The organism is Leeuwenhoekiella sp. W20_SRS_FM14, assembly GCF_052119605.1.
In the GTDB taxonomy this organism is placed as follows: domain Bacteria; phylum Bacteroidota; class Bacteroidia; order Flavobacteriales; family Flavobacteriaceae; genus Leeuwenhoekiella.
In genome coordinates this window covers 316,537-341,923 of sequence record NZ_JBGQOK010000003.1, presented here as the reverse complement: position 1 = coordinate 341,923, position 25,387 = coordinate 316,537, and the positions used below count along the sequence as shown (strand labels likewise).

The window sequence follows — 25,387 nt, the reverse complement described above, 5'->3', positions numbered from 1 at the left end:
GGATAAGCAATTGCTAGTAAAGATTAGATATGAGTAGTCATAAGCAAAATTCAACCTTTCAATTTAGTAGCAGCGTGATTATATATCCGCTGGTATTTGTGCTTATGATGTGGTTGGTGTTTTGGTTTGAGTTGAGATTTGGATATAATTTCACTAAATACGGAGTGCTTCCCAGAGATCTGGCTGGGCTGCGAGGAGTTGCCTTATCGCCATTTATACATTCTAGCCTTAGTCACCTCTGGCATAATAGTGTTCCTACCTTGGTTTTAATGGCGGGTTTAATTTATTTCTATAGACCTGTTGCACTCAAAGTTTTACTAGTTATAGTAGTATGCTCTGGTTTTGGCACCTGGGTAATAGGACGCGAAGCTTATCATATAGGCGCTAGTGGAGTCGTATATGGGCTTGCTTCTTTCTTATTTTTTAAAGGAATTTGGTCTAAAAACTATAGACTTACTGCTTTCTCCCTAATTGTTGTTTTTCTCTACGGAAGCTTAATCTGGGGGACATTACCCATTCAGGAAGGAATGAGCTGGGAAGGCCATTTATCTGGATTCCTAACTGGCACAATTTTAGCTTTTATGGTAAAAAATAAAATACCTAAACCTGCAAAATATGTTTGGGAAACCGAAGCTTATAATCCCGATGATGATCCATTTTTAAAACAATTTGATGAAAATGGATATTTTATCGACCCACCCATAGAGCTTGAAGACGATTCTGAAAAGGACTTTAAAGGTTAACTTCTTTGTCTTACAATTTCATACAGAAATGCACCACAGGCTACCGAAACATTTAAAGAGCTTATGCTACCAGCCATAGGTAATTTTGCTTTATGATCTACAAGTTTTAAGACTCCGGCAGTAACCCCTTTACCTTCGCTACCCATAACTAAAGCAGTAGATAATTTATAGTCTAGATCATAGATAGAATCTTCTGTTTTCTCAGTTGCTGCTACCACTTGCACACCAGAGCCTTGTAAATAAAATAAAGCATCTTTAATGTGATCTACTTTACAAATAGGAATATTAAATATAGCCCCTGCTGAAGTTTTAACTGTATCATCTGTCACGGGTGCACCACCAGATTTAGGTACAATAATAGCGTCTACACCGGTGCATACGGCAGTACGTATAATTGCGCCAAAATTACGTACGTCTGTAAGTTGATCAAGTAAAAGAAATAATGCCGGTTTTTCTGAAGCCAGGATAGCTTCGGCAGTTGCTTCAAAATCTGCAAAGCGAATAGGGGAGATGGTAGCAATAGCTCCCTGATGATTTTGATCTGAAAGTTTATATAGTTTCTCTTGAGGAACATAAGATACAGAGATACCGTGTTCTCGTATTTTACCTTCCAGTTCTTTTGATAAGGGGTTTGCAAGCCGTTTTTGTAGATATATTTTGCCTATTTCTTTACCAGCGTTTATCGCTTCAATAATTGATCTGGTACCGTAGATGTGGGAGTTTTTTGACATGGTGCAAAGATAGGTTTGTTTTAAGTTTTGTGAAATAAAAAAACCACCCATATAAATGGGTGGTTTTAGATATTCTAAATAGAACTTTAACTTAGTTAACGTCCCAGAATAATTTACTTAATAATGTGTCACCGTTAGCTAAGTCAGCAGCAGCTGCAGAACGATTTTCACGGTTAAGTGTTTGTAATATTTGAGGATATCTCAATCTAAATGGTAAATCAGTTACACCATTAACACCTGAAACGAAAGTATATGATTCTATACGGTTTGCAGGAGCTTGCGCTTCAATTTGATTTGCTGGTAATGTTACAGTGTCACCAGGAAGTAATAATATGTTTGGGAAACCTGATTTTCTGTATTCAGCATATGCAGTGTTAGGTTGCATATATAATGCTATATACTTTTGGTTAAGAACATTCTCTTGACTAGCAGGAGGAAGAGTCGCTACAAATGCATCAATATCTGCATCAGCAACACCCCATTTCTCCATAGATGCACGTACTCCGTTAACATAATTTGTTTGATTCCAGTTGTTTTGTTCAGAAAGAATAAACTGTACTTCGGCATACTCCATAAGAACTTCACTATAATCTTGCTTCAATACATTACTACTAGTAAATGAATACGAAGTAAAATTAAGACCGTTCATATTTCTAAATGCATAAGGAGCACCTTCATAATCTGCAGGATCTTCACTTCTTTCGTAAGTGTTACTGGTAATAGAACCGATACTTGCAGATATAGGAGCTGCCATTTCAAATAAACGAGGATCTAAGCCAAAGTTACCTGTTTCTCCTTTCAATAAATTGATAAATGGAGCTGCTACTGCAAAATCTGTACGACCGTCTACAACAAATGCTCTCCACCAAGGTGATGCATTTAAGTCTTCTGCAGCATATGCCTGTGCTGCATTGTCATCGTTTGAAGTCATTACTCCAGATTGTACTGCCGTATTAATTGCGCTAGTTGCCGTTGCAGGATCTGTACCTCTAAGGTTATTTGCTACTCTTAAAATTAAAGAGTTTGCAAATTTTTTCCATTTAGCAGCATCACCATTAAAAATGTTATCACCGCTAACAAAAACAGGAGCACTTGTGTTGATCATATCTGCAGATGCTCTAAGTTCTTTAAGAATATCTGCATATATTTTCTCTTGTGGAGCAAATACAGGAGTCAGATTATTATCTACATTAAGAGCTTGAAAATCTGGATCATCAGAACCATAAGAATAGTAAGGAACATCACCGAAGAAATTTGTTAACTCATAAAACATATAAGATAACATTATACGAGATGCAGCGATTTGATTATCGTTATCACCTGAAGCAGCAGCATCATCGCGCGTTTCTTCATTAGTATTTAAATCAAGAATTGCTTTGAAATCTGTTGCAACTAAATAGGTGTTCTGGTATATGCTTTGTGCTGAAGTTTCACGATATAAATAACGATCTTCATCTGCATAAGCAGTTTGTCCCCAGTACTGAACCCAAACTTGAGTTAGACGACCTGAGTTAAAAGCATCACGACTAAAATCTGTGTAGCTTTTTGTTGCAGAAGCAAAAATGTTAGCAGTAGGAACAAGTTCTGGGTCGTTCGGGTTACGGTTCACTTCTTCTAAGCCTTCATCGCAAGAACTAAATCCTGCAGAGATGACAAGCATTAATAGGATTATAAATTTATTTTTCATTATTTCTTAAAATTTTAATTGAACATTAAGTCCGTAAGAACGAGTTGATGGTAAAGAACCACCTTCAGATCCCTGTATGTTACCACTACCAGATGTTGCAACTTCAGGATCAAAATTGTCATTATCAAGACCCCATACTAATAAGTTTCTACCAAATGCGGTTAAACGAACATCACTAAAAGCGTCACCTATCCAAGTTTTTGGTAAACTGTATCCTAAGGTTACTTCACGTAATTTCCAGTAAGATGCGTCAAAAACGTTTTGGTTATCGTTACCAAAGTAGAAATCTGAACCGTATTGTTGTGCAGAAATTACTTGAGTGTTTTCTGCAGTATTTGTTACAGTATAAGAACCATCATCATTGTAGGTAATGTCTCCTGTAACTCCTGGAAGTACTAAACCTTCTTCACGAATATTATTTGCAGCAGTTTGCTCTAATATACCTGAGTAATTACCCCATATATTAGTTAAAGAACGGTATTTACCACCTTTCTGTCTGTCAATTAAGAAACCTAAACTAATACCTTTATATGTAAAAGTGTTTCTAAGACCCATATTGTAATCTGGAAGTATTGAACCTAAATTCTCTACATCTTGAGTTTCTGCATAGCTTCCATTTGCATTTACTACACGGTTTCCTGCGTCATCATACACGTAGTTTGTACCTCTAATTTGACCATAGCGCTCACCTACAACCGCATTAAGCGATACTCCATTAAATGGGAATGGGGTTATTTGTAATGTTTCAAGACCTTGAGCTAAACTTAATAAAGTGTTCTCATTTTTCGAGAAATTCCAGGTAACATCCCAGCTAAAATCATCGCTCATTATAGGAGTAGCATTTACTAATATCTCAATACCTTTATTTTCTAATTCACCTGCATTTAACACAGTTGTAGTAAAACCTGAAGATGGGTCAACTTGTACCGGAGTAATAAGATCTCTAGTAAGTTCGTTATAGTACGTTATGTCAAAACCTAATCTTCTGTTAAAAAATGAAGCTTCAACACCAAATTCATAAGTACGTTTTTCTTCTGGAAGTAAATTAGGATTCTTATTACTACTAACTAAAGTAAACGGTACAGTACCTAAGAATGGGTTACTACCTACAAATACATTGCTCAGTTGGTAAGGATCTGTATCACTACCTACTTCTGCATAACCTGCGCGTAATTTTAAGAAAGATAACCAGTCAGCATCGATAAATTGAGATGCAATAAAACTACCACTTACAGAAGGATAGAAGTAAGAATTATTTGCAGAAGGCAAAGTAGAAGACCAGTCATTTCTACCAGTTACCGTTATATAAGCAAAGTTATCGTAGCCAAAAGATACAGAACCAAATAAACTGTTGATTTGTCTTCTTGAATCAAATTCATTTACCGTAGGGTTATCTGCTGAGTTACTTAAGTTATAAAAACCGGGAACTACTAGACCTCCGTTAGTATTACTTCCTAAAGAATGGTATTCATTTACCCTTCTGTTACCCCCTACAAATGCATTTACACTTAACTTATCGTTAAATACTTTTTTATCATAATGTAGACGTCCTTCATAGTTTATTTCTTGAAAATCTCTATCTACTTCAGAATAATAAGCTTGTGCTTGTGAGCCTACAGCAGTTCTTTGATTAACTCTAAAGTCGTAAGTATCACCGTAAACTTTTGCTACTGCATAAAAATCATCTGTAAAGTTGTAAGTAGCACCTACAGTACCATACCAGCGTGTTCTTTTGTCATTAGCTGTGTTTTCATATAATACCCAGTATGGGTTATCTGTATAACGTGGAGTTGCATCGTCAAATGCTGTTCTGTTCCAGGTTCTCTGGCGACCATCTGCTGTCTTGTATGCTTTTAAACGGTCGTAGTCAAGAGAAGTCTGACCAAATTGATATAATTGTAGAATTACACTTTCTCCTGTATATCCTGAAGCAGGTCTGTTAAAACCATCTGTTACAGTGAAGTTTACAGAAGCATCAACCTTTAATTTATCTCCAATATTTGTAGATCCATTAAAATTGATACTGGTTTTCTTAAGATTAGTGTTTGGTAAAATACCTTCTGTTTGCGTGTTGTTTATAGACATACGCATTGTTGAATTTTCACCACCTTGAGAAAAAGCAACACCATTATTGTAAGAATAACCAGTTTTAAATAAAGTGCTTCCGTCGTTTGCTGGAGCTAACCAGGGTCTGGTTTGTAAATATCCAGGTGTGCCAGGATCTAAAGCATCCCAGTGTAATACTTGTTGACCTTCATAACGTGGTCCCCAAGATTCATCTGTACCATAATCAACTAGGTTGTATGTTGTACCGTTAATGTTAGCCTGGTTAAAACCACCCTGATCTCCAATGGCAAAGTTTCCACCACCACCACCGTAGAGCTTTTGAGTTTGAGGTAAAACATTTACTTCGTCAAAAGTGATACCGGTATTAACGGTTACTTCACCTTTACCTTTTTTACCTGATTTTGTTGTGATTTGAATTACACCGTTTGACGCACGTGAGCCATAAAGTGCTGCTGCAGCACCACCTTTAAGTACGTTCATACTTGCAATATCATCTGGGTTGATATCAAAACCAGTATCCCCAAAATCACGACCACCGCCTCCATTTTGAGTCGATGTGCTGTTATAGTTACTGTTATCTAATGGAATACCATCTACTACAATAAGTGGTCTGTTTTCTTGAGTTATAGATCCAATACCACGTATTACAATACGAGAAGATCCTCCAAGACTACCACTTGCGTTTGAAATTTGTACCCCGGCAACTTTACCAGATAGAGCATTTAGAGCGTTACTGTTTCTAGTTTCAGTTAACTCTTCACTACTAACTTCTTGAGTAGAATATCCTAAAGATTTCTTTTCTCTTGAGATACCTAATGCAGTTACAACAACTTCATCTAAAGCTTCTCCCGCCTGTAGTGTTACATTTATTGTAGTTGATGATCCTACAACTTTTTGAACATCTCCAAAACCTATATAAGAAAAAACTAATGTTGATCCTGATTCTGTTTCAATAGCATAGTTACCATCAAAATCTGTTTGAGTACCTGTCGTTGATCCTTGAATCACGATGTTAACTCCCGGGAGTGGAACTCCACTTCCGTCAGTAACCGTACCGGTTACTTGCTTTGTTTGTGCAAACGAGATTTGCACTACCAACGCCAGTAAAAGCGTTAGCAATCCACTAAATTTAGTTTTCATGTTTGTTATTTATTTGAATTAGCCAGCTGCGAATTTGTATAAATAATATTCAAAAACCAATTTTTATGTCTTAAAACTTCAAAGAGAGGTTAATTAATTTTAATGAATAGCGAATTCTTTTACGGATATGTGATTTTAAATGCTGATTTTTAGTTTTTTTTAACATATATGCAAATTATTGTTTTTAATAATGCACTTGTCTGACGTGCAGTTGTTTACGTTCTGACAAATTCTTTTTCAATATTATAATGTTGAAATGCTTAAACGTTATAGTAAATTTTAAAATTTAGTATCTAGATATTTCTTTATTATTTAAGTACAAGTGTTAATTTTTACAATTATTCTAATGCTTTTTCTTCTTTCGAGAAATAATTGAATGAAATACGTGTACCTTTTTTATAAAAATATCTGATGTTCTTAATTTTTTCCAAAAAAAAAAGCCATTCAATTATTGAATGGCTTTTAATTTTGAGAAAATGGTTTCTTAATTATTAACTGCAGTTTTAACAAACAAATCAATAACTCCGGGGAAACTTGAATTTGCGTTGATTTCTGACTGTGGGTATAAAAATCTCTGAGGCAGTGCAGTATTGGTAGCTCCTTTTATTGGTAAGTTCAAGGCATTATTAGTTCTTCTAGCATCGTGAAACACTTGTAATGAACCTATTAATGATATATACTTTTCTTCTAGTATTTCATTAATTAACTGTGAACCTGTAGATGTGCTTGCAGGAAATGCTCCGCCATATTCATTCGCAAGATAAGATCTTACCTGATTGAATGGTGTGCTAGCATCCTGACTTGTACGAGCAGCTGCCTCAGCCTCTATTAACTTTGTTTCTACATAACTTATTATAGGAAAAGTGGCATCTATTGCAAAATAGCCACCAGAATTTGTATTAATCTCTAGATTTGCTACATCAAAATATACTGGTAATCTGTTTGCATCACCAGGAGTAGTGAGTAGTCTTGGTGTAGAACCATCTAATAATCTTAATAAATAAGGGTCGTTACAAAGGCCTAGATATCCTCCTCGTTGTTCTTGCGTAAACTGAAAGTAAAGATTTTTTTCACCCGTATTCGGTCCATGTTTGGCAAGCAAATCTCCACTAGCGCTTGAAATTCCTAAACGAGCTTCTGTATAGGCACTGCTATAATCTTTAGCAAGTAAAAAATATCTGGCTTTTAGTGAATGTGCTATTTGTGACCAAGTAGCATCATTATCTGCAAATACAGATCCTCCAAAATTAGCAGAAACTGACGCTGAACCCACTTTAGCTATTGCTTCACTTAAGATAATTTGAACTCCATCAAGAATATCTGCCTGGCTATCGTATTGTGGATTCGGGAATAATAAGGGATCACCCGCTTCTGTGAATGGTACATCACCAAACAATGCAGTAGCCTCAGCAAAGAAAGTAGCTTCTAAAATCTGAGCAACCCCTTCAAGTACAGCATTGCCGTCTGCTTTAGCTTTTTCTTGTACATATTGAGATTGAGCAACACCCGCAACATAGATGTCTCCCCAGTCATCATCAAAATCACCGGTGGTAACATTATAAATCTCATAACTTAAATATTGTCTGTCACATCCAGAAAATTGATCTGTAAAGAGGCCTGCATATCGAGATGCCTGACTTTCTGAAAGTTTAACAAGTGCCAACTCAGCCTGGCCTACTACTAAAGAGCCCGGAGCGTCGGTAAAATTGTTAGGGTCAGTATTTAAATCTTTGGAGTAATCTTCGCAAGATGTAGATGCGATAAGAAGTCCAATAGCAAATATTGTGGTTAATTTATTTTTCATTTTTAGTATATCTAAAAAATTAATTAGTAAGAAATTTTAAGTGTAAATAGATAGGATTTAGTACCTGGATTATTAAAATACTCCAGACCTCTACCTTTTGAAGCTCCTGTTAAGTTGGTTTCAGGATCAAAACCTTCTACGTCTGTCCATAATATTAAATTTCTACCAGTAACACCTAGTTCGATTGAACGAAGTCCTATTTTTTCTACAGCATTAGATGGTATAGCGTAAAATAAAGATAATTCTCTAAGGCGTGTCCATGAGCCATCTTCGATAAACTGCTCTCCAACAGCACCAAAACCTCCACCTAATGTACCATACCAGTCTTGGGTAAGAGCAACAGGGCCTCCGCCAAAATCTTGAATATTACCTCTAAAGGTTGTATTTGCAGGAATTGTTGATCCGCTATATGTAGTTAATGGTGTTGTTGAGGTACTTTCATTAGCTGTGATTGGCGAAACACCAAATGTGTTTAACACCCCATTAGATCCCCCCCAGATATCACCACCTTGAGAAGTTTCAATGAGCGCACTAAGTGTAAAACCTTTAACAGAAAGGCTAGTGCTTACACCACCTCTCCAATCTGGATTAGGATCACCTATAACGCCTTCTTGATTAGATGCTGTAGGAAAACCGTTAGCATCTAGGATTAAATCACCTGCTTCGTCACGAGCAAAAGCTACACCCCATAGTGATCCAAAAGGTTCGCCTTCTACAACGCGGGAAGATGTACCGGTAAAACCATTTAAGAAGTAAGATTGAACTCCGCTTAAGCTTTCTACGATATTTCTATTATGAGAGTAGTTTACATTAACATCCCATTTAATATCTTCTGTGCGAATAATATTTAATCCTAAGTCTAGTTCAAGACCTTTGTTAGATATTTCGGCAGCATTTTTAAGTACCTGATTAAATCCTGTTGAAGAAGGAACATCAATAGGTAGTAGAGCATCTTCAGTAGTTCTACTGTAATAGGTTGCTCCAAGAGTAATTCTATTATTTATGAATCTTAAATCTGTACCTATTTCGTATTCTTTAATACGCTCTACTTTCAAATCAGGATTTCCTTGAATACCACTTCTTGTAAACGGATTTCCGTATACCGATGCAAATAAAGCATCACCCCATGAAGACGCAACACCTCCTGGACTAAAAGTGGTAAGGCTTCTGTAAGGGATAGGTTCAATACCTACTTCTCCATAAGATGCTCTTAACTTACCAAATGATAAAATAGATTTGTCATCAATATTTTCAGAAAATGCCCAACCCGCAGAGAAACTTGGGTAAAAGGTGCTTGATTGTAATGAAGAAGCTCTTTCTATTCGTCCTGTTGCTTCTAAGAAAACTTGATTGTAGAGGTCAAAGTTTACAGATCCGTAAGCTCCAGATTTTCTTGTTAATTGCTTAAATAATGTAGGTGTTTCATTAGAAGCTTCAGCATTACCAAAAATCCTCAAATCATCAACAAATGGATTGGTGAAAATAGTTGATGAGCCACCTAAATTAGAATAATCATTTTCCTCAAACTGTGCTCCTGCAAGCCAATTAAAGTTAATATCAGATGTTATTATATTATTTCCATTTAGAAATATATTATACGTTTGTTGTTTTTCTTGTATAGTGTTTCTAAAGTACGCACCTGTAGCTAAGCCCGCAGCAGAGTTAACCGGGAAAAATGTTTCGCGTGTGTCTGAATAATAATCTAGACCATAGCGACCTGTAAGGCTAACGTTGTCTAAAATTTTCCAGTTAATTTCTGGGTTAATTATAAAGCGTTCTACGTCATTAGGGTTGTCTTGCTCATTAATCGTCCAACCAGGATTATTATAAACTGGTGCTGCTGATCCCAAATCATTTCTATATCCTCTATGTGCGTTTAAGAAACTGGTACCAGCACTATTGAAATAGGTTCCTTTGTAGTCTCTGTTATCAAAATCAGGTGCGGTTCTCAGATATCCTAAGTAAAGACCATTTAAGTTAGAGCCTTGCTGTATTCTTTTTGATGTGATTTTAGAATAAGATGTGTTAACTCGAGCCATAAACTTTTCAGAGATTCGAGCTTCGTGATTGAATCTTAAAGTTTGTCTGTCATAAGATGATTGTCCGTTGATGATACCTTGTTGGTCTAGGTCAGATACACTAAATAACGTGTTAGTATTGTCAGTTGCATATCCTAAACTAACTGAATTGTCAATAGTAACACCGGTACCAAAAACCTGATCTCTGTTTGAGTTATTAAATACTTCTCTAGAACGTTTTTCAGTAATAGGGTAGTATAGGTTACCTGAATCTGCTTCAAAATACTGCCCTGATGTATTTACCAGGTCAGCTCCTCCTGCACGATCAGAAATTTTATCACCCCAAGAGTTACCTGTATTTCTTTGAAATACTCCGTTATTACCTTGTCCAAATTTCCCTTGTTTATCAAATTCGACATTTACCCGGTCAAACGAAACTGAAGATCTAAAATCTACGGATACATTTTTGCCTCCAGAACCCGTTCCTCTTTTTGTTTTAATGATAATTACCCCGTTAGCAGCACCTGTACCATAGATAGATGCGGCTGCAGCTCCTTTTAATACGGTTACATTAGCTATATCTTCTGGGTTGATGTCGTTTAAACGAGATTGTTGTACAACACCGTCTGTACCACCACCTACGCTGGTGTTTGAGATTATAACACCATCTAATACAATTAGTGGTGATGCACTTCCTAATACTGTATTTTGTCCACGTATTTGAATATATGCACCTGCACCTGGGTCTCCAGAGTTTCGGGTAATATTCACACCAGATGTTTTACCAGATAGGCCTTGAATAAGACCTGTTTCACCAGACTTTGAGATTTCATCTGTACTAATTGTGGTTGAAGAACTAAGATCTTCATCTTTTTTCTTCTCAAGACCTAGTGCTGTTAAAATAATCTCATCAAGTTGTTCCCCTTGTTCTAAAACAATATTCATTGTATTTGAGGATCCAACGGTCTGGGATTTATTGGCAAAGCCTACATAGGAAAATACTATAACTGCGCCTTCTGAAGCAGAAATCGAGAATTTCCCGTCAAAATCGGTTTGAGTTCCTTGCGTAGTGCCTTTAACTACAACATTAACTCCTGGGAGTGGTACTCCCGTGTCGTCCGTAACAGTACCTGATACGGTCTTTGTTTGTGCAAATGAAATTTGCATGATTAACACTAATAATAGTGTTAGGAAACCATGTAATCTTGTTTTCATATTTAAAATATATTTGAATTAGCCGTGCTAAAAATCAATAAAAAATATTTGGAAAACAATTAATTAGATTAATATTTTAAATATTTGTTAATAATTATAGTATTAATGTTAAATGAAGAAACTATTGAGTATTCGTATTAATATTAATTATTTTAAAGTTTATTTATTAAAAAGATGTATTATATCTGTTAAAATGCGTTAATGATTTTTGTGTTTTGTGCGGCTGTAAAGCTTGTTTTATAAAAGTGCTGTTTATTATTCAAAATTGAGTTTTTAAGCCTATGTGTAATATTGTATTTGAAAGAGTGAAATTTTGATTGGTTTGATTACCATTGGCGAAGTTTATTTGAATTGCGCCTGCTCTAGTTGAGATAGTAGTTCCTAGACCTATACTGTAAATAAAATTAAGTTCATCTTGATTTTTATTTTCAATTAAACCAAAATCTGTAATTGTGTTGAAGTAAATCTTTTTAGAGGTTATATAGCGATATTCGCTTAGTATGAGATGGTATCTATTTGCTAATAATTGATTTTCTCTAAAACCTCTTATGCTTTTTATTCCGCCAAGGCGAAATAGTTCATTTGTATAAAATGTTTTCGATTCTAAAATTTTATTTGTGCTTTCTAATAGAAGGTGATGCTTATTTGTGAATTGTAAGAGATAAAGTGCATTAAATTCTAATTTTAACTGATTGTCTTTCGTTTTTGTTTCTGGAGTTTTACGGTTGATTAAGCCGAGCTTTAAATTTAATTCATATGGACTTTTTAACTTATTAATTACAGGAAATGAGCTGTGTTTTACATTGACACCCATTTCATTTTTAGTGTAATCATTTAATAGAAGGGCTGTTTCTGTTAGTAAAAGTGTTGATTTTTCTAAACTTGTGAAGACATCAATTTGAGTATTGCTCGTAATAAAATAATCTAGAATAATTTTCTGATACGATGTTGAGAATGTTGAATCTTTTCTAAAGAGATTCAGTTGGGCTCCAAAGCTAATAGGTGATTTAAATAAGAATGGTAGTCGAGTAGCGAGATTTAAACTTTGCTGATTATTACCGTTATTGAAGATGAAATCTAAAGATTCTCCATAATTAAAATTATTTAATAGGTTGATTTCTATATTTCCGTCTAGCTTAACTTTTGTGTTATTTTCGTTATTTCTGAAACCAAGAAACCCTTCAAAGCGATTTGCTTTTGTTTTGCTGGTATACAAATATAATTTTATGTCCTGATTGCTGATTAAAACCTCAGGTTCTTTGAGCTGCTCTATAAAAGGTAATTTGTAAAAGGTCTCTGCCTTTTCTAATAGGTAATTTTTGTCAACTCTGCCATTTAATTTTAAATAGTGTTTAGTAAAAGCATTTGGAAATTCGGGATAGCCTTTAATTGCAACAGTTACATTAGATTTAGATTCTTGTCTATTAATATATAAAGTAGCAAATGCCATTGCATTCCGAATTACTAGATTCTTTAATTGAAAGGACGTGGTTGCAAATTTATTTTGAGCCTCAAATGCAGTAAATTGATTAAGGGTAGTGTTTAGGTTATCTAGAGGTAATATAAAATAGGTGTCCTTATAATTTAAGTTGAGTTTTTTTAAATAGTTTTTTACAAGTTCATCCTTTGTTGAAATTTGTATTTTATCAATTTTCTTTCCGCTGTCAAATTCAATTGTGCAGACTGTTTCAGATTTAAAATTTAAGCTGTCTATTATATAATTGAAATATCCTGAAGATTCTAATTGTTCTTTAGCTTTCGAAATACTTTCATTTAATAAGTTGAAGTTGTCAAATTTCCGTTGTTGAAAATAAATGCCTGAAATACTATCCTGCTCATGATTTATAGTCTTAACTTCTAGAGTGAGATTTTGAGCCACTGCTTTATTAAATAACGGTGTGCAAAAAATTAAAGAAGTGAGGATGGTGAAGTATATTTTCAATGGGCTGTAATTCTTGTTGAGTAATATGATAGAACCTATTTTTGAACGTGTTTAGAAATACCTTTGAAAATTAATGAATTATAGCTTGAATTACTCATTTTATTTTATACCTTTGCAAGCCCTTAGAAGAGGGGCTATTAGATTAACTATAATTAGGTAAAGGAAATTATGCCAACAATTTCACAATTAGTACGAAAAGGAAGAGCCAAAATAACCAAGAAGAGTAAATCGGCTGCTTTAGATTCGTGCCCACAACGCCGCGGGGTTTGTACCCGTGTGTATACCACTACACCTAAGAAACCTAACTCTGCAATGCGTAAAGTTGCGCGTGTTAGATTGACTAACGGTAAAGAGGTGAATGCATACATTGGTGGTGAGGGTCACAATTTACAAGAGCACTCGATAGTATTGGTTAGAGGTGGAAGGGTAAAAGATTTGCCAGGAGTTAGATATCACATTGTACGTGGAGCTTTGGATACCGCAGGTGTTCAGGGAAGACTACAACGTCGTTCTAAGTATGGTGCAAAACGCCCTAAGAAGTAATTATCAACACTTTTAAAGAGAAGAAATGAGAAAAAGACAGGCCAAAAAGAGACCTCTTTTACCAGATCCAAGATTTAACGATCAACTTGTTACGCGTTTTGTGAACATGATGATGTGGGATGGTAAGAAGTCGGTAGCTTTTAAAATCTTTTACGATGCAATGGATATCGTAGAAGAAAAGAAAAACAACGAAGAAAAAACTGCTTTGGAAGTTTGGAAAGATGCATTATCTAATGTTATGCCTCACGTAGAAGTACGTAGCCGTAGAGTAGGTGGAGCTACATTTCAAATACCAATGCAAATTAGACCAGATCGCAAGATTTCAACTGCGATGAAGTGGTTGATTAGTTACTCACGTAAGCGTAACGAAAAATCGATGGCTTCTAAATTAGCTGCAGAAGTATTAGCTGCTGCTAAAGAAGAAGGTGCTGCTGTTAAAAAGCGTACAGATACTCATAAGATGGCGGAAGCGAATAAAGCATTCTCTCACTTTAGATTCTAAAAAAAATGGCACAAAGAGATTTAAAATATACAAGAAATATAGGTATTGCGGCTCATATTGACGCGGGTAAAACCACGACTACAGAGCGTATACTTTATTATACTGGTGTTAGTCACAAAATAGGTGAGGTGCATGATGGTGCTGCAACTATGGACTGGATGGAGCAAGAGCAGGAGCGTGGTATTACTATTACTTCAGCTGCAACAACTTGTTCTTGGAAGTTTCCGATGGAAAATGCACAACCTCTTCCTGATTCTAAAGATTATCACTTTAATATTATTGACACTCCTGGTCACGTTGACTTTACAGTTGAGGTTAACCGTTCATTACGTGTTCTAGATGGTTTAGTATTCTTATTTAGTGCAGTTGATGGTGTAGAGCCACAATCTGAAACTAACTGGAGACTTGCTGATAACTACAAAGTACCTCGTATGGGCTTTGTTAATAAAATGGACCGTCAGGGTTCTAACTTCTTAGAAGTTTGTAAGCAAGTTAAAGAGATGTTAGGTTCTAATGCAGTGCCTATCGTTTTGCCAATTGGTGATGAAGCTGACTTTAGAGGAATTATTGACCTGGTTAAGAATCGTGCTGTAGTTTGGCATGATGAAACTCAGGGAGCAACTTTTGATGTTGTTGCTATTCCTGAAGAAATGAAAGAAGAAGTAAGAATGTATCGTGGTATGCTAATCGAAGAGGTGGCTGCTTATGATGAAAACTTACTTGAGAAATATATGGAAGATGAAGACTCTATTACTGAAGATGAAGTGCATGCTGCTCTTCGTGCTGCTGTAATGGATATGTCAATTATTCCTATGATTTGTGGTTCTGCTTTTAAAAATAAAGGTGTACAATTCTTGTTAGATGCTGTATGTCGTTATTTACCTTCTCCAGTAGATAAAGAAGGGATTAAAGGTGTTAACCCAGATACAGAAAAAGAAGAATTGCGTAAGCCAGACGTAAATGAGCCTTTTGCTGCTCTTGCGTTTAAAATTGCTACAGATCCATTCGTGGGACGTTTAGCATTCTTCCGTGCTTATTCAGGTCGTTTAGATGCCGGTTCTTATGTATTGAACAATCGTTCAGGTAACAAAGAACGTATCTCTCGTATTTACCAGATGCACGCTAACAAGCAAAATGCAATTGATTTTATCGAAGCTGGTGACATTGGTGCTGCTGTAGGTTTTAAGGATATTAAAACAGGGGATACTTTAACTTCAGAGAAGCATCCTATCGTTCTTGAAAGTATGGATTTTCCAGATCCGGTAATTGGTATCGCTGTTGAGCCTAAGACTAAAGCAGATGTTGATAAATTAGGTATGGCTTTATCTAAGCTTGCTGAAGAAGATCCAACATTCCAGGTTCGTACTGATGAGGCTTCTGGTCAGACAATTATATCTGGTATGGGTGAGCTTCACTTAGATATTATTGTTGATCGTCTTAGACGTGAGTTTAAGGTAGAAGTTAATCAAGGTCAACCGCAAGTTGAATACAAAGAGGCGATTACAAGAGCTGCAGATCACAGAGAGGTGTATAAAAAACAATCTGGTGGTCGTGGTAAATTTGCTGATATCGTATTTACACTTGAGCCTGCTGAAGAAGGTAAGGTTGGTTTAGAATTCGTTAATGCTGTTAAAGGTGGTAATGTTCCTAAAGAATACATTCCTTCTGTTGAAAAAGGATTTAAAGCAGCTATGGTTAACGGTCCATTAGCAGGATTTGAAGTTGATGCTATGAAAGTTACTCTTAAGGATGGTTCTTTCCACCCTGTAGATTCTGATGCATTATCTTTTGAACTTGCTGCTAAATTAGGATTTAAAGCTTCTGCTAAAGCTGCAGGTGCTGTAGTTCTTGAGCCTATAATGAAGGTTGAAGTTATCACTCCAGAAGAGAATATGGGTGATATCGTGGGTGACCTTAACAGACGTCGTGGTCAAATGACCAGTATGGGTGACCGTGCAGGAGCAAAAGTTGTTAAAGCAACTGTGCCATTGTCTGAAATGTTTGGTTACGTAACTACTTTACGTACTTTATCTTCAGGTCGTGCAACTTCTACTATGGAATTTTCACACTATGCAGAAACTCCGGCAAACGTATCGCAGGATGTTATTGCAGCGGCTAAAGGAATTGCTAACGCTTAATTACTAAGAAATGAGTCAGAAAATCAGAATAAAACTTAAATCTTACGATCATAACTTAGTAGATAAGTCTGCTGAAAAAATCGTAAAAACGGTAAAAAGTACCGGTGCTGTAGTGACTGGGCCAATCCCACTTCCTACTCACAAAAAAATCTTTACAGTATTACGTTCTCCTCACGTGAATAAGAAATCTCGTGAGCAGTTTGAGCTTAGCTCTTACAAACGTTTGCTTGATATTTACAGTTCTTCTTCAAAAACGATTGATGCGTTAATGAAGCTTGAATTGCCAAGTGGTGTTGAAGTAGAGATTAAAGTATAAGTATTTTAGGGCTTTGATTTTAAGCCCTAATTTCTCAAAATGTCCTAAGCTGCGTGCGAGGGAAAAACGGATAAAAATACATTCAGGGTTGAAAGTATTTTGACCCTGTTTTTATTTTGGCGTTTGCCAAACGATAAATAAATAAGTAAAATAGTAATAATCAATAATAATTAATATGTCTGGGTTAATTGGAAAAAAAGTGGGTATGACCAGCATCTTTGACGAGAACGGGAAGAATATTCCTTGTACTGTTATAGAAGCAGGTCCCTGCGTTGTTACCCAAGTCAGAACTGAAGAAGTTGATGGGTATAGTGCTCTTCAGCTAGGTTTCGATGACGCAAAGACTGCAACTAAAGCTGCTCAAGGCCATGCCAAGAAAGCGGGTACAGTTGCAAAGCGTAAAATTGTCGAATTTCAAGATTTTGATGGGGAGTACAATTTAGGCGATACAGTATCTGTAGATGTCTTTAAAGAAGGTCAGTTTGTAGATGTCATAGGTACATCTAAAGGTAAGGGATTCCAGGGTGTTGTAAAACGTCATGGTTTTGGTGGTGTAGGTCAATCTACTCACGGTCAGCATAACCGATTAAGAGCTCCTGGTTCTATTGGTGCGGCTTCTTATCCTGCTCGTGTATTTAAAGGTATGCGTATGGCTGGTCAAATGGGGAATGAGCGAGTTAAAGTTCAAAATTTAAGAGTTTTAAAAGTAGTTGCTGAAAAGAATCTACTTGTGGTTAAAGGTTGTGTACCTGGTCACAAAAACGCTTATGTAATTATTGAAAGATAATGAAAGTAGCAGTAGTTGATATTAAAGGAAAAGAAATAGGGAGAGAGGCAAACCTTTCTGACGCTATTTTTGCAATAGAACCTAATGATCACGCTATTTACTTAGATGTAAAGCAGCACCTGGCTAACAAAAGACAGGGGACGCATAAAGCTAAGGAGCGTGCAGAGATCTCAGGTAGTACACGTAAGATTAAAAAACAGAAAGGTACGGGTACAGCTCGTGCTGGTAGTATAAAGTCTGGTGTATTTAGAGGTGGTGGACGTATGTTCGGGCCTAGACCTCGTAATTATTCATTTAAATTGAATAAAGGTTTAAAGCGTTTAGCGCGTCGTTCTGCTCTAACATTAAAAGCAAATGACAAGGCTATAATAATTGTTGAAGACTTCAAATTTGATACTCCTAAGACAAAAGATTTTATTGATGTTGTAAAGGCTTTAGGCCTAGATAATAAAAAGTCTTTGTTTGTGTTGGGTGAGTCAAATAATAATGTATATTTGTCGTCACGCAATTTAAAGACCTCTGAAGTTGTAATGAGTTCAGAATTAAGCACTTACAAAATTATGAATGCTCATAATGTAGTGTTTTTAGAAGGGTCTCTAGAAGAAATTGAGCAAACTTTAAGTAAGTAAACGACATGAGTATTTTAATAAAACCCGTGATTACCGAAAAAGCGACTATGGATAGTGAGCTTAACAGCCGTTATACATTTGAAGTAAATCCCGGTGCTAATAAGATCCAAGTGAAAAATGCCGTAGAGGCAGCTTATGGCGTTTCGGTAATTAAAGTGAGAACAATGAACGTTCGCCCAGATCGTAATACCAAATTTACAAAATCTGGTATGATCACTGGTAAAACAAAAGGCTTTAAGAAGGCTATTGTACAGGTGGCGGAAGGTGATGTGATTGATTTTTATAATAACATTTAAGACAAACAAATGTCAGTAAGAAAATTAAAACCAATCACCCCAGGACAGCGATTTAGAGTAGTAAATGGGTTTGACGCCATTACTACTGATAAGCCGGAAAAAAGCCTTTTGGCTCCGATGAAAAGATCTGGGGGGAGAAACAGTCAAGGAAAAATGACCATGCGCTATACTGGTGGTGGTCACAAAAGACGCTACCGCGTTATTGATTTCAAAAGAAATAAAGTAGGTGTTCCTGCAACTGTAGCAACAATTGAGTATGATCCTAATCGTACTGCTTTTATTGCTTTGTTGAACTATCAAGATGGTGAAAAACGTTATATCGTTGCTCCTAATGGTCTTCAGGTAGATCAGAATGTAGTTTCTGGTAGTGGTTCTGCTCCTGAAATAGGAAATGCTTTGCCATTATCTGATATTCCATTAGGTACAATTATTTCTTGTATAGAACTTCGTCCTGGTCAGGGAGCTATTATGGCTCGTAGTGCTGGTGCTTTTGCTCAGCTTATGGCTCGTGACGGTAAGTTTGCTACTGTTAAATTACCATCAGGTGAAACAAGATTAATACTTGTTAACTGTATGGCTACTATAGGTGCTGTATCTAACAGTGATCATCAGCTTATCGTTTCTGGTAAAGCTGGTAGAAAGCGTTGGTTAGGTAGACGTCCTCGTACAAGACCGGTTGTGATGAACCCAGTAGATCACCCAATGGGTGGTGGTGAAGGTAAATCTTCAGGTGGTCACCCACGTTCTAGAAATGGTATACCTGCTAAAGGTTATAGAACCCGTACTAAGACGAAAGCGAGTAATAAATATATTGTAGAACGTAGAAAGAAATAATAAGATATGGCACGTTCATTAAAAAAAGGACCTTACGTTCACTATAAATTAGAGCTAAAAGTAGCTGCTAATGTAGAAGCTAATAAGAAAACAGTAATCAAAACTTGGTCAAGAGCATCAATGATTACTCCAGATTTTGTTGGTCAAACTATAGCAGTTCACAACGGTCGTCAATTTGTTCCTGTTTACGTAACAGAAAACATGGTTGGTCACAAGTTAGGAGAATTTTCACCTACAAGATCTTTTAGAGGTCACACTGGGTCAAAAAATAAAGGTAAAAAATAATTGAAGCTATGGGAGTTCGTAAAAAAGAAAGAGCAGAGCAGATAAAAGAGGCTAAGAAAAGTGTAGCCTTTGCAAAACTGAACAACTGCCCTACTTCGCCTCGTAAAATGCGCTTAGTTGTGGATTTAGTAAGAGGTCAGAAAGTAGAAAAGGCGCTTCAAATATTGAAATTTAGTAATAAAGAAGCTTCTCGTCGTGTTGAAAAGTTAGTTCTTTCTGCCATTGCAAACTGGCAAGAGAAAAACGAAGATGCAAGTATTGAAGATGCAGATTTAGTTGTTAAGGAGATTCGAGTGGATGGTGGAAGTATGTTAAAAAGACTACGTCCTGCACCACAAGGTCGCGCACATAGAATTAGAAAACGTAGCAATCACGTGACTGTGGTACTTGCTGCTAAAGATAACACACAAAGCAAATAATAAATGGGACAGAAGACAAATCCAATCGGAAATCGCCTAGGTATTATCAGAGGATGGGAATCTAACTGGTACGGTGGTAACGACTACGGTGATAAACTCGCCGAAGACGATAAGATTAGAAAGTACATTCACGCTCGTTTATCTAAGGCTAGTGTGTCTAGAGTAATTATTGAGCGTACGCTTAAGCTTGTAACCGTTACTATCACTACTGCAAGACCTGGTATTATTATTGGGAAAGGTGGTCAAGAGGTAGACAAGTTGAAAGAAGAACTTAAACAAATTACAGATAAGGAAGTTCAGATCAATATTTTTGAGATCAAACGTCCAGAACTTGACGCTTTTTTGGTTGCTTCCTCAGTAGCCCGTCAAATTGAGAATCGTATATCTTACCGTCGTGCAACGAAGATGGCTATTGCGGCTGCAATACGTATGAATGCAGAAGGTATCAAAATACAGATCTCAGGTCGTTTAAACGGGGCAGAGATGGCTCGTTCTGAATCTTATAAAGAAGGTCGTATTCCATTATCAACATTCAGAGCTGATATTGATTACGCTTTGGTAGAGGCTCATACTACTTATGGTAGATTGGGTATCAAAGTATGGATCATGAAAGGTGAGGTTTACGGAAAGAGAGAATTATCTCCTTTAGTAGGACTTGCTAAGAAGCAAGGAGGAAAGGCCGGTCGTGGGGCTGGAGCACCAAAACCACGCCGTAGAAAGTAATTTTTTAAAGTAAAGAGAGATGTTACAGCCTAAAAAGACAAAGTTTCGTAAGCAACAGAAGGGTAGAATGAAGGGTAATGCCGGTAGAGGGCATTTACTTTCTAATGGTACTTTTGGTATCAAATCATTAGACTCTAATTTTCTTACGTCAAGACAAATAGAAGCTGCACGTATTGCTGCAACACGTTTTATGAAACGTGAAGGATCTTTATGGATCAGAATATTTCCAGACAAGCCTATTACAAAGAAGCCCTTGGAAGTACGTATGGGTAAAGGTAAAGGTGCTGTTGAGTACTGGGCAGCTGTAGTTAAGCCAGGTAGAATGTTGTTTGAAATAGGTGGTGTTTCTGAGCCGGTGGCTCGTGAAGCATTACGTTTAGCGGCACAAAAGCTTCCGGTTAAAACAAAATATGTAGTAGCTAGGGATTATCAAGCTGACTAAATTCTAGAAAAATGAAACAATCAGAAGTAAAAGAACTATCTGTAGCAGAATTACAGGAAGAGTTAGTAAAAGCGAAAAGAGCTTATACCGATTTAAAAATGGCACATGCTATTTCTCCTTTGGAAAATCCCATTCAGCTTAGAGGTCTAAGAAGATCTGTAGCACGTATTGCTACTGAGCTGACAAAACGCGAATTACAATAATGCTGCTTAAGATGGAAAAAAGAAATTTAAGAAAAGAACGTATAGGTGTTGTTACCAGCAATAAAATGCAGAAATCAATTGTGGTTGCTGAAGTTAAAAAGGTAAAACACCCTATGTATGGTAAATTCGTTTTAAAAACGAAAAAGTACGTAGCACACGACGAGCAAAACGACTGCAATATAGGAGATACAGTAAGGATTATGGAAACTAGACCTTTAAGTAAATCTAAAAGTTGGAGACTTGTAGAAATCATTGAAAGAGCTAAGTAATTATGTTACAACAAGAATCAAGATTAAGAGTAGCTGATAACACTGGTGCAAAAGAAGTTTTGACGATTAGAGTGTTAGGTGGTACAAAAAGAAGATATGCTTCTGTAGGTGATAAAATAGTTGTTTCTGTAAAAGATGCAACTCCAAACGGTCAAGTAAAGAAAGGTGCCGTTTCTACTGCAGTTGTTGTGCGTACACGCAAAGAAGTACGTCGTCCAGATGGGTCATATATCCGTTTTGATGATAACGCTTGTGTGTTGTTAAATGCTCAAGGAGAAATGCGCGGAACTCGTGTATTTGGTCCTGTAGCGAGAGAGCTTCGTGATAAGCAATTCATGAAGATTGTATCATTAGCGCCAGAGGTGCTTTAATACAGAAGTAAGATGACAAAGCTTAAAATAAAAGTTGGAGATACCGTACGAGTTATTGCTGGAGACCACAAAGGTGAGGAAGGTAAAGTACAGCGCGTTATTAAAGATAAGAACAAAGCAATCGTTGAAGGGGTTAATTTAGTGTCTAAACACGAGAAGCCAAGTGCTTCAAATCCTCAAGGTGGTATTGCAAAGAAAGAGGCAGCTCTACATATTTCAAATCTATCTCTTGTAGATGGTAATGGTGATGCTACTCGTGTAGGTTACCGTATGGAAGGTGATAAGAAAGTGCGTTTTTCTAAAAAATCAAATGAAGTAATTTAGTTATGGCTTACATTTCAAGACTAAAGACGGAATATAATGAGCGTGTAATTGCGGCTCTAAAAGAAGAATTTGGGTATGCAAATGTTATGCAGGTTCCTAAATTGAAAAAGATCGTAATCTCTAGAGGAGTAGGTGCGGCTGTAGCTGATAAAAAATTGATTGATTATTCTGTAGAAGAATTAACAACAATTGCTGGTCAAAAAGCAGTGGCAACAATGTCTAAAAAAGATGTTGCTGCTTTTAAATTACGTAAGGGTATGCCTATTGGAGCAAAAGTTACATTACGCGGTGAGCGCATGTATGAGTTCTTAGATCGTTTAATTACATCTGCACTACCTCGAGTAAGAGATTTTAACGGTATTAACGCAACAGGATTTGACGGTCGTGGTAACTACAGCTTAGGTATTACAGAGCAAATAATATTTCCTGAAATTGATATCGATAAAGTTCGTAAAATTGAAGGTATGAATGTTACCTTTGAAACTTCTGCGGAAACGGATAAAGAAGCAAAAGCATTATTAACTCAATTGGGAATGCCCTTTAAAAAGAAGTAATTATGGCAAAGGAATCAATGAAAGCTCGCGAGAGAAAGCGTGAGAAACTTGCAGCCAAATATGCAGAAAAAAGAAAGGCTTTAAAAGAAGCTGGTGATTATGATGCATTGCAAAAGCTGCCTAAAAATTCATCTCCTGTTCGTCAACATAATCGTTGTAAAATAACAGGACGTCCTAAGGGGTATATGAGAACTTTTGGTCTTTCACGTGTAACTTTCCGTGAAATGGCTAATCAAGGTCTTATACCAGGTGTTAAAAAAGCAAGCTGGTAAATTAAGAATAAATTGGTTTTAGGTTTTATTTTGAATAGTTCATAATAAAAAACCAAAACCGCAATTTTATATAAATGTATACAGATACTATTGCAGATTTTCTAACTAGGATTAGAAACGCAGCAGCAGCAAACCACCGAGTTGTGGAGATTCCTGCTTCTAACTTGAAAAAAGAAATAACCAAGATCTTATTTGATCAAGGTTATATTTTAAGTTACAAATTTGAACAAAAAACCGCTCAAGGCAGCATTAAGATTGCTTTGAAGTACGATAAAGAGACTAAGGACTCTGTTATCAAGGACATTCAGAGAATAAGTAAGCCAGGTTTACGTAAATATTCTTCTTCTAAAGAAGTGCCACGTATTCTTAATGGTTTAGGTATCTCTATTGTATCTACTTCAAAAGGAGTAATGACAGGAAAGCAGGCTCAACAGGAGAATGTAGGAGGAGAAGTACTTTGCTACGTATATTAATCAGTTAAAAGAACAGAGCAATGTCAAGAATAGGAAAAAACCCAATTACAATACCAGCTGGTGTTACTGTTGATGTAACAGATGGTATAATTACTGTAAAAGGAAAGTTAGGAGAGCTTAAGCAAGAGTATTCTAACATAGATATAAAAATTGAAGAGGGTGTAATCACCCTGGAGCGTTCTTCCGATAAAAAAGAGGATAAGGCAAAACATGGTTTATACCGTGCTTTAATAGCAAACATGATTGAAGGTGTAGCTAATGGTTTCACTAAATCCCTAGAGTTAGTAGGTGTAGGTTATAGAGCTAGTAACCAAGGTCAGAAATTAGATTTGGCTTTAGGTTATTCACACAATATTGTTTTGGAAGTTGCGCCAGAGGTTACTGTTGAAACAGTAAGCGATAAAGGTAAGAATCCAATCGTAAAGCTTACTTCATTTGACAAACAATTAGTAGGTCAAGTTGCAGCGAAGATTAGAGGCTTCCGTAAGCCAGAGCCTTACAAAGGAAAAGGTATCAAATTTGTAGGAGAGCAATTAAGAAGAAAAGCAGGTAAATCTGCATAATAAAATAGCGTTATGGCATTTTCAAAATACACTAGAAGAAACAAAATACGTCTCAGAATCCGTAAGGCTCTTGTGGGTACTGCAGAACGTCCAAGACTTTCTGTATATAGAAGTAATAAAGAGATTTACGCGCAGATCATTGATGATACTACGGGTAAAACTATAACTGCAGCATCATCTCGTGATAAAGGATTTTCTTCATCTGAAGAAAATAAAGCAGAAATCGCTAAGCTAGTTGGTAAGGCAATTGCAGAGAAGGCTAAAGAGGCAGGTGTAGAAGCGGTAGCATTTGACCGTGGAGGTTACCTGTATCATGGTAGAGTAAAACAATTAGCAGAAGGAGCCCGAGAAGGCGGATTAAAATTCTAAGAAGTTATGTATCAAAAATATAAAAACGTAGAGTTAGTAAAACCAAGCGGATTAGATCTTAAAGACCGTTTAGTAGGTGTTCAACGTGTTACTAAGGTAACAAAGGGTGGTAGAGCTTTTGGTTTTTCTGCTATTGTTGTAGTTGGTGATGAAAGTGGTGTAGTAGGTCAAGGTCTTGGTAAATCTAAAGATGTTGCCAGTGCAATAGCTAAGGCAGTCGAAGATGCTAAAAAGAACCTAGTACGTATACCACTTAGTAAAAGTACTATACCACACGAGCAAAAAGGTAAATATGGTGGAGCGCGAGTGCTACTTATGCCTGCAGCTCCTGGTACAGGAGTAATTGCCGGTGGTGCGATTCGTTCAGTACTTGAAGCAGTAGGTATTCACGATGTACTTTCTAAAAATCAAGGATCTTCTAACCCACATAACGTGGTAAAGGCTACCTTTGACGCACTTTTACAGTTAAGAAGTGCAGAAACCGTAGCTAAACAAAGAGGTATATCTCTTGATAAAGTTTTCAAAGGATAATTTTAAGACAATGGCAAAAATAAAAGTAACTAAGGTTAAAAGTGCGATTAATCGTACACAAAACCAGAAGAGAACTCTTGAGGCTTTAGGTCTTAAAAGAATGAATCAGGTAGTGGAGCATGAAAATACTCCTAATATACTTGGTATGATAAATAAAGTAAGTCATTTAGTTTCTGTAGAGGAAGCTTAAACATTAT

Annotated in this window: 30 protein-coding genes; 24 read left to right on the top strand and 6 right to left on the bottom strand. The window is 36.4% G+C overall.

Annotated elements, in window-relative coordinates; genetic code table 11:
* Positions 1 to 29 precede the first annotated feature (29 nt).
* Entirely contained in the window at positions 30 to 743 is a 714-nt protein-coding gene (locus ACEN25_RS07720; protein ID WP_441802402.1) for a rhomboid family intramembrane serine protease, read from the top strand.
* Here ACEN25_RS07720 and rlmB read toward each other — a convergent pair.
* The 6 genes from rlmB to ACEN25_RS07690 all read right to left on the bottom strand — a co-directional run bounded on the left by rlmB (position 740) and on the right by ACEN25_RS07690 (position 13,284).
* Positions 740 to 1,474: a 23S rRNA (guanosine(2251)-2'-O)-methyltransferase RlmB gene (rlmB, locus tag ACEN25_RS07715; RefSeq protein ID WP_441802401.1), complete on the bottom strand. Its 735-nt coding sequence runs from the start codon at positions 1,472 to 1,474 to the stop codon at positions 740 to 742. The genes ACEN25_RS07720 and rlmB overlap by 4 nt on opposite strands.
* Before the next feature lie 91 nt (positions 1,475 to 1,565).
* The gene (locus ACEN25_RS07710; RefSeq protein WP_441802400.1) at positions 1,566 to 3,161 is read right to left on the bottom strand and encodes a SusD/RagB family nutrient-binding outer membrane lipoprotein; all 1,596 of its coding nucleotides are present in this window, start codon (positions 3,159 to 3,161) and stop codon (positions 1,566 to 1,568) included.
* 6 nt (positions 3,162 to 3,167) lie between these two features.
* On the bottom strand, positions 3,168 to 6,368 hold the full coding sequence (locus ACEN25_RS07705) for a SusC/RagA family TonB-linked outer membrane protein (protein ID WP_441802399.1): 3,201 nt from the start codon (positions 6,366 to 6,368) through the stop codon (positions 3,168 to 3,170).
* Positions 6,369 to 6,852: 484 nt separating this feature from the next.
* Entirely contained in the window at positions 6,853 to 8,172 is a 1,320-nt protein-coding gene (locus ACEN25_RS07700; RefSeq protein WP_441802398.1) for a SusD/RagB family nutrient-binding outer membrane lipoprotein, read from the bottom strand.
* A gap of 23 nt (positions 8,173 to 8,195) precedes the next feature.
* The gene (locus tag ACEN25_RS07695) at positions 8,196 to 11,405 is read right to left on the bottom strand and encodes a SusC/RagA family TonB-linked outer membrane protein (protein ID WP_441802397.1); all 3,210 of its coding nucleotides are present in this window, start codon (positions 11,403 to 11,405) and stop codon (positions 8,196 to 8,198) included.
* A gap of 259 nt (positions 11,406 to 11,664) precedes the next feature.
* Positions 11,665 to 13,284, bottom strand: a complete 1,620-nt coding sequence (locus ACEN25_RS07690) for a hypothetical protein (protein ID WP_441802396.1) — start codon at positions 13,282 to 13,284, stop codon at positions 11,665 to 11,667.
* A gap of 231 nt (positions 13,285 to 13,515) precedes the next feature.
* Between ACEN25_RS07690 and rpsL the strand changes: the two genes are divergently transcribed.
* The 23 genes from rpsL (at position 13,516) to rpmD (ending at position 25,380) form a co-directional block, all read left to right on the top strand.
* Complete coding sequence (rpsL, locus tag ACEN25_RS07685; RefSeq protein WP_009779177.1) at positions 13,516 to 13,890, top strand: 30S ribosomal protein S12; 375 nt, start codon at positions 13,516 to 13,518, stop codon at positions 13,888 to 13,890.
* Positions 13,891 to 13,915: 25 nt separating this feature from the next.
* Positions 13,916 to 14,392, top strand: a complete 477-nt coding sequence (rpsG, locus tag ACEN25_RS07680) for a 30S ribosomal protein S7 (protein ID WP_028376355.1) — start codon at positions 13,916 to 13,918, stop codon at positions 14,390 to 14,392.
* Between the two features lie 5 nt (positions 14,393 to 14,397).
* On the top strand, positions 14,398 to 16,530 hold the full coding sequence (fusA, locus tag ACEN25_RS07675; RefSeq protein ID WP_441802395.1) for an elongation factor G: 2,133 nt from the start codon (positions 14,398 to 14,400) through the stop codon (positions 16,528 to 16,530).
* Between the two features lie 10 nt (positions 16,531 to 16,540).
* Positions 16,541 to 16,846: a 30S ribosomal protein S10 gene (gene rpsJ / locus ACEN25_RS07670; protein ID WP_009779180.1), complete on the top strand. Its 306-nt coding sequence runs from the start codon at positions 16,541 to 16,543 to the stop codon at positions 16,844 to 16,846.
* A 175-nt stretch (positions 16,847 to 17,021) separates the two neighbouring features.
* Positions 17,022 to 17,633, top strand: a complete 612-nt coding sequence (gene rplC, locus ACEN25_RS07665) for a 50S ribosomal protein L3 (protein ID WP_028376353.1) — start codon at positions 17,022 to 17,024, stop codon at positions 17,631 to 17,633.
* Positions 17,633 to 18,262 carry a 50S ribosomal protein L4 gene (gene rplD / locus ACEN25_RS07660; protein ID WP_028376352.1) on the top strand — a complete coding sequence of 210 codons (630 nt, stop codon included), beginning with the start codon at positions 17,633 to 17,635 and terminating at the stop codon, positions 18,260 to 18,262. Before rplC ends, rplD begins: the two co-directional genes overlap by 1 nt.
* Positions 18,263 to 18,267: 5 nt before the next feature.
* Positions 18,268 to 18,558, top strand: coding sequence for a 50S ribosomal protein L23 (rplW, locus tag ACEN25_RS07655; RefSeq protein ID WP_028376351.1), 291 nt, complete (start codon positions 18,268 to 18,270; stop codon positions 18,556 to 18,558).
* Positions 18,559 to 18,567: 9 nt separating this feature from the next.
* Positions 18,568 to 19,392, top strand: coding sequence for a 50S ribosomal protein L2 (gene rplB / locus ACEN25_RS07650; RefSeq protein WP_128757665.1), 825 nt, complete (start codon positions 18,568 to 18,570; stop codon positions 19,390 to 19,392).
* A 6-nt stretch (positions 19,393 to 19,398) separates the two neighbouring features.
* Complete coding sequence (rpsS, locus tag ACEN25_RS07645; protein WP_028376349.1) at positions 19,399 to 19,677, top strand: 30S ribosomal protein S19; 279 nt, start codon at positions 19,399 to 19,401, stop codon at positions 19,675 to 19,677.
* 8 nt (positions 19,678 to 19,685) lie between these two features.
* A complete protein-coding gene (rplV, locus tag ACEN25_RS07640; protein ID WP_441802394.1) occupies positions 19,686 to 20,096 on the top strand; it encodes a 50S ribosomal protein L22 in 411 nt (136 codons plus the stop codon).
* A 3-nt stretch (positions 20,097 to 20,099) separates the two neighbouring features.
* On the top strand, positions 20,100 to 20,819 hold the full coding sequence (gene rpsC / locus ACEN25_RS07635; RefSeq protein ID WP_028376347.1) for a 30S ribosomal protein S3: 720 nt from the start codon (positions 20,100 to 20,102) through the stop codon (positions 20,817 to 20,819).
* Between the two features lie 19 nt (positions 20,820 to 20,838).
* The gene (gene rplP, locus ACEN25_RS07630; RefSeq protein ID WP_028376346.1) at positions 20,839 to 21,261 is read left to right on the top strand and encodes a 50S ribosomal protein L16; all 423 of its coding nucleotides are present in this window, start codon (positions 20,839 to 20,841) and stop codon (positions 21,259 to 21,261) included.
* Between the two features lie 11 nt (positions 21,262 to 21,272).
* Positions 21,273 to 21,464 (top strand): 50S ribosomal protein L29, encoded by a 192-nt coding sequence (rpmC, locus tag ACEN25_RS07625; protein ID WP_028376345.1) that lies wholly within the window; start codon positions 21,273 to 21,275, stop codon positions 21,462 to 21,464.
* Between the two features lie 11 nt (positions 21,465 to 21,475).
* Positions 21,476 to 21,733, top strand: coding sequence for a 30S ribosomal protein S17 (gene rpsQ / locus ACEN25_RS07620; protein ID WP_028376344.1), 258 nt, complete (start codon positions 21,476 to 21,478; stop codon positions 21,731 to 21,733).
* 2 nt (positions 21,734 to 21,735) lie between these two features.
* Positions 21,736 to 22,104: a 50S ribosomal protein L14 gene (gene rplN / locus ACEN25_RS07615; RefSeq protein ID WP_028376343.1), complete on the top strand. Its 369-nt coding sequence runs from the start codon at positions 21,736 to 21,738 to the stop codon at positions 22,102 to 22,104.
* A 12-nt stretch (positions 22,105 to 22,116) separates the two neighbouring features.
* The gene (rplX, locus tag ACEN25_RS07610) at positions 22,117 to 22,428 is read left to right on the top strand and encodes a 50S ribosomal protein L24 (protein WP_441802393.1); all 312 of its coding nucleotides are present in this window, start codon (positions 22,117 to 22,119) and stop codon (positions 22,426 to 22,428) included.
* A gap of 2 nt (positions 22,429 to 22,430) precedes the next feature.
* Positions 22,431 to 22,982 (top strand): 50S ribosomal protein L5, encoded by a 552-nt coding sequence (gene rplE / locus ACEN25_RS07605; RefSeq protein ID WP_028376341.1) that lies wholly within the window; start codon positions 22,431 to 22,433, stop codon positions 22,980 to 22,982.
* A 2-nt stretch (positions 22,983 to 22,984) separates the two neighbouring features.
* The gene (rpsN, locus tag ACEN25_RS07600) at positions 22,985 to 23,254 is read left to right on the top strand and encodes a 30S ribosomal protein S14 (protein ID WP_441802392.1); all 270 of its coding nucleotides are present in this window, start codon (positions 22,985 to 22,987) and stop codon (positions 23,252 to 23,254) included.
* A gap of 74 nt (positions 23,255 to 23,328) precedes the next feature.
* The gene (gene rpsH / locus ACEN25_RS07595) at positions 23,329 to 23,727 is read left to right on the top strand and encodes a 30S ribosomal protein S8 (protein WP_441802391.1); all 399 of its coding nucleotides are present in this window, start codon (positions 23,329 to 23,331) and stop codon (positions 23,725 to 23,727) included.
* Positions 23,728 to 23,747: 20 nt separating this feature from the next.
* Positions 23,748 to 24,290: a 50S ribosomal protein L6 gene (gene rplF, locus ACEN25_RS07590; RefSeq protein WP_441802390.1), complete on the top strand. Its 543-nt coding sequence runs from the start codon at positions 23,748 to 23,750 to the stop codon at positions 24,288 to 24,290.
* A 12-nt stretch (positions 24,291 to 24,302) separates the two neighbouring features.
* Positions 24,303 to 24,659 (top strand): 50S ribosomal protein L18, encoded by a 357-nt coding sequence (gene rplR, locus ACEN25_RS07585; RefSeq protein WP_028376337.1) that lies wholly within the window; start codon positions 24,303 to 24,305, stop codon positions 24,657 to 24,659.
* 6 nt (positions 24,660 to 24,665) lie between these two features.
* The gene (gene rpsE / locus ACEN25_RS07580) at positions 24,666 to 25,190 is read left to right on the top strand and encodes a 30S ribosomal protein S5 (RefSeq protein ID WP_028376336.1); all 525 of its coding nucleotides are present in this window, start codon (positions 24,666 to 24,668) and stop codon (positions 25,188 to 25,190) included.
* Between the two features lie 10 nt (positions 25,191 to 25,200).
* Complete coding sequence (gene rpmD / locus ACEN25_RS07575) at positions 25,201 to 25,380, top strand: 50S ribosomal protein L30 (protein ID WP_441802389.1); 180 nt, start codon at positions 25,201 to 25,203, stop codon at positions 25,378 to 25,380.
* Positions 25,381 to 25,387 lie beyond the last annotated feature (7 nt).